Origin of the sequence: Faecousia sp. (assembly GCF_048519415.1) — a bacterium.
Taxonomy (GTDB): Bacteria; Bacillota; Clostridia; order Oscillospirales; family Oscillospiraceae; genus JAZOXB01.
This window is the reverse complement of record NZ_DBFZUT010000049.1, coordinates 1-2,520: the sequence shown is the minus strand read 5'-3', so window position 1 is coordinate 2,520 and position 2,520 is coordinate 1. Positions and strand designations below refer to the sequence as shown.

The window sequence follows — 2,520 nt, the reverse complement described above, 5'->3', positions numbered from 1 at the left end:
AGATAAGATGGTTGTCAATGATAAGGACAACATTGATGTATATCTGAATTTGCTTCCTATGAAATGGAGCTATACGGTTGCAAAAGCGTCAAAAAAAGCGTTAGCCCCTGAAAGGAACATTTCAGGGGCTTCTGTACCGATATCCGTCAGCAGGCCGCGCTGCTCGTCAAACGGCATGGAATAGCGCTGGGACAGATACCGGAGCGCCGCGCCAAGCTCGCCGTTCGGGCCGCCGTACTGCGAGATGATGATGCTCGCGAGCTTCGGGTTCGTGTTTTTGATCCGCACCGGATACTGCAGCTTCTTTTCATAGACAAACATCGTCAGCCCTCCCCGTCGTTTGCAGCGTACTGCCACGGCCACGGGCCGCGCAGCCAGTCATAACCGGACTCGCCCACGGCGCTGCGCTGGACGATGGGGCCGTTCTCGGCCTCCCAGGCGGCTGCCGCCTGCGCATAAAGCCCAGAATAGGAGCGGAACAGCTCCGCCGCTCTGGCATCGCCGGGATGCGTATCGAGGTATTCGCCAAGCTCCACCACGGCGAAGCCCAGCGCCTGCAGGTCGCGCTGCAGCGTACCGCTCAGCTCGCCGCTGTTCTCCTGCCCGCGCAGCGGAAGGTCCAGCCCCGGAAACAGGGTACCGCGCACGGCCCCGACCGCCGCTGCATAGACGGGCGGATCATCCCTCTGGAACGGGACAAAGGGATTTGCCAGCGGCGCGCAGGCCGGAAGCATGCCGCAGGCGGCATCCTGCTGTTCCGTGCGCTCCGGCTGCGGCGCTTCCTGCGCGGCCTCCTGCCGCGCCTCGCGGAGCGCCGCTTCGATCATGGCTTGCGTTCTGAATTCCAAATATGATTCCTCCTTTATTTCGCGCTCATCCCATGGTATGCCGCGCTCGTTCGGCACGTTCCTACACTTTGGGCAACACCGCATAATTCACCTTCGGCCTTCGCCGGACATTTTTCGCCGAATGCTCTTGCTGAATTGTGCGGTGCCGCCCCGAATGTTGACAAATCAATAAGTTTGTGCTATACTTTGCAGACAAGTTGATAAATCAACATATCGAAATGGAGGAACACCATGGTAGAACGCTATGGGGTCTTTACGCAGCGCATCGCGCGCATCAGCCGCTGCATCCGCCGCCTGAAGGCGGAGGAAATGGCGCGCTTCGGTCTGAAGGGCCCACATGTCTCGTGCCTGTACTATCTCGGGCTGGACGGCCCCCAGACGGCGGCGGAGCTTTCCGAGCGCTGCGATGAGGACAAGGCCGCCGTCTCGCGGACACTGGAATTTCTGCTGCAAAACGGCTATGTGACCACGGAGGCCGTATCGCGCCGCTATCGTAGTCCCCTGTATCTGACGAACCGTGGGCGCGAGGTCTTCGCCGCCCTGCAGGCACGCATTGCCTCGATGGAGGACGCTGCCAGCATGGGCCTGACAGAGGAGCAGCGGAGCAAAATGTATGCCGCACTGGAATTGATCTGCGGCAATCTGGAGCGGCTGTGCGCCGCAGAACAGGAGGATACCCTATGAAACCCGTCCGCATTCTTGTCGACTCGACCGTCGATCTGCCGGAGCGCTGCCGCGCACAGGTGCGCGCCGTTCCGCTGACGGTGCATTTCGGAGACGAAGAGCTTATTGATGGCGTTACCATCGACCGCAGGCGCTTTTATGAGCGGCTGATCGAGTCCGACGTGCTGCCCACGACGAGTCAGGCCACTCCGGCGGCCTTTGTCAAAGAATTTGAGGCCGTCCGGCAGGCCGGAGAGAGCGCCGTAGTCATCACCATCTCTGCCGAGCTGTCCGGGACCTATCAGAGCGCCTGCATTGCCGCGGCAGACTATGAGGATATCTATGTTGTTGACAGCCGCAGTGCCGCCATCGGATCCGGCATTCTGGCAGAGCTGGCGCTGGAATGGGCGGCGGACGGCATGGCCGCCGCCGAGCTTGCCGGGCTGCTGACGAAAAAGCGGGACGACATCTGCCTGCTCGGCCTGCTCGATACGCTGGAGTATCTCCGCCGCGGCGGGCGCATCTCACGCACGGCGGCGCTCGCGGGCGGGCTGCTCGGCATCAAGCCGGTCGTTACGCTGGAAAACGGGGCCGTGACCATGATCGGCAAGGCGCGCGGCTCGAAGCAGGGCAACAACCTGCTTGTGCAGAAGGTACGCGAGAGCGGCGGCATCGACTTTTCCCTGCCGATCCTGCTCGGCTACACCGGCCTGAGCGATGCCCTGCTGCAGAAATATGTGGCGGACAGCGCGGCGCTCTGGCGCGATCACTGCGGCAGTCTGGAGCAGACGCTGCTGTGCAGTGTGATCGGCACACATACGGGGCCGGGTGTCGTAGCGGTCGCGTTCTTCAAGAACGGTGTTTGAGTGCAGTCAATTTATAACAAACTGACATGCTTTTGCACAATTGACGTCAATACGGCGTATGTAAAATTTGAAACGTTTCATGCAGTTCGGTTTTGGGCAGGCTACATGGAATTATTTCAAAATATTTTGCAAAATCCTGTTTA

3 protein-coding genes and 1 pseudogene are annotated in these 2,520 nt (G+C 60.1%); 2 read left to right on the top strand and 2 right to left on the bottom strand.

The annotated features are described in order from the left end of the window. Window positions 1–129: 129 nt before the first annotated feature. Both ACMKFF_RS05345 and ACMKFF_RS05340 read right to left on the bottom strand, forming a co-directional pair. Window positions 130–321: pseudogene (locus ACMKFF_RS05345) on the bottom strand (manganese catalase family protein); the annotation flags it as partial. Window positions 322–323: 2 nt separating this feature from the next. Further along, window positions 324–848, bottom strand: coding sequence for a spore coat protein CotJB (locus ACMKFF_RS05340; protein ID WP_419496284.1), 525 nt, complete (start codon window positions 846–848; stop codon window positions 324–326). Window positions 849–1,079: 231 nt separating this feature from the next. Between ACMKFF_RS05340 and ACMKFF_RS05335 the strand changes: the two genes are divergently transcribed. Beyond that, the gene (locus ACMKFF_RS05335; RefSeq protein ID WP_418486543.1) at window positions 1,080–1,532 is read left to right on the top strand and encodes a MarR family winged helix-turn-helix transcriptional regulator; all 453 of its coding nucleotides are present in this window, start codon (window positions 1,080–1,082) and stop codon (window positions 1,530–1,532) included. Then, a complete protein-coding gene (locus tag ACMKFF_RS05330; protein ID WP_349135310.1) occupies window positions 1,529–2,377 on the top strand; it encodes a DegV family protein in 849 nt (282 codons plus the stop codon). Before ACMKFF_RS05335 ends, ACMKFF_RS05330 begins: the two co-directional genes overlap by 4 nt. Window positions 2,378–2,520: the final 143 nt, after the last annotated feature.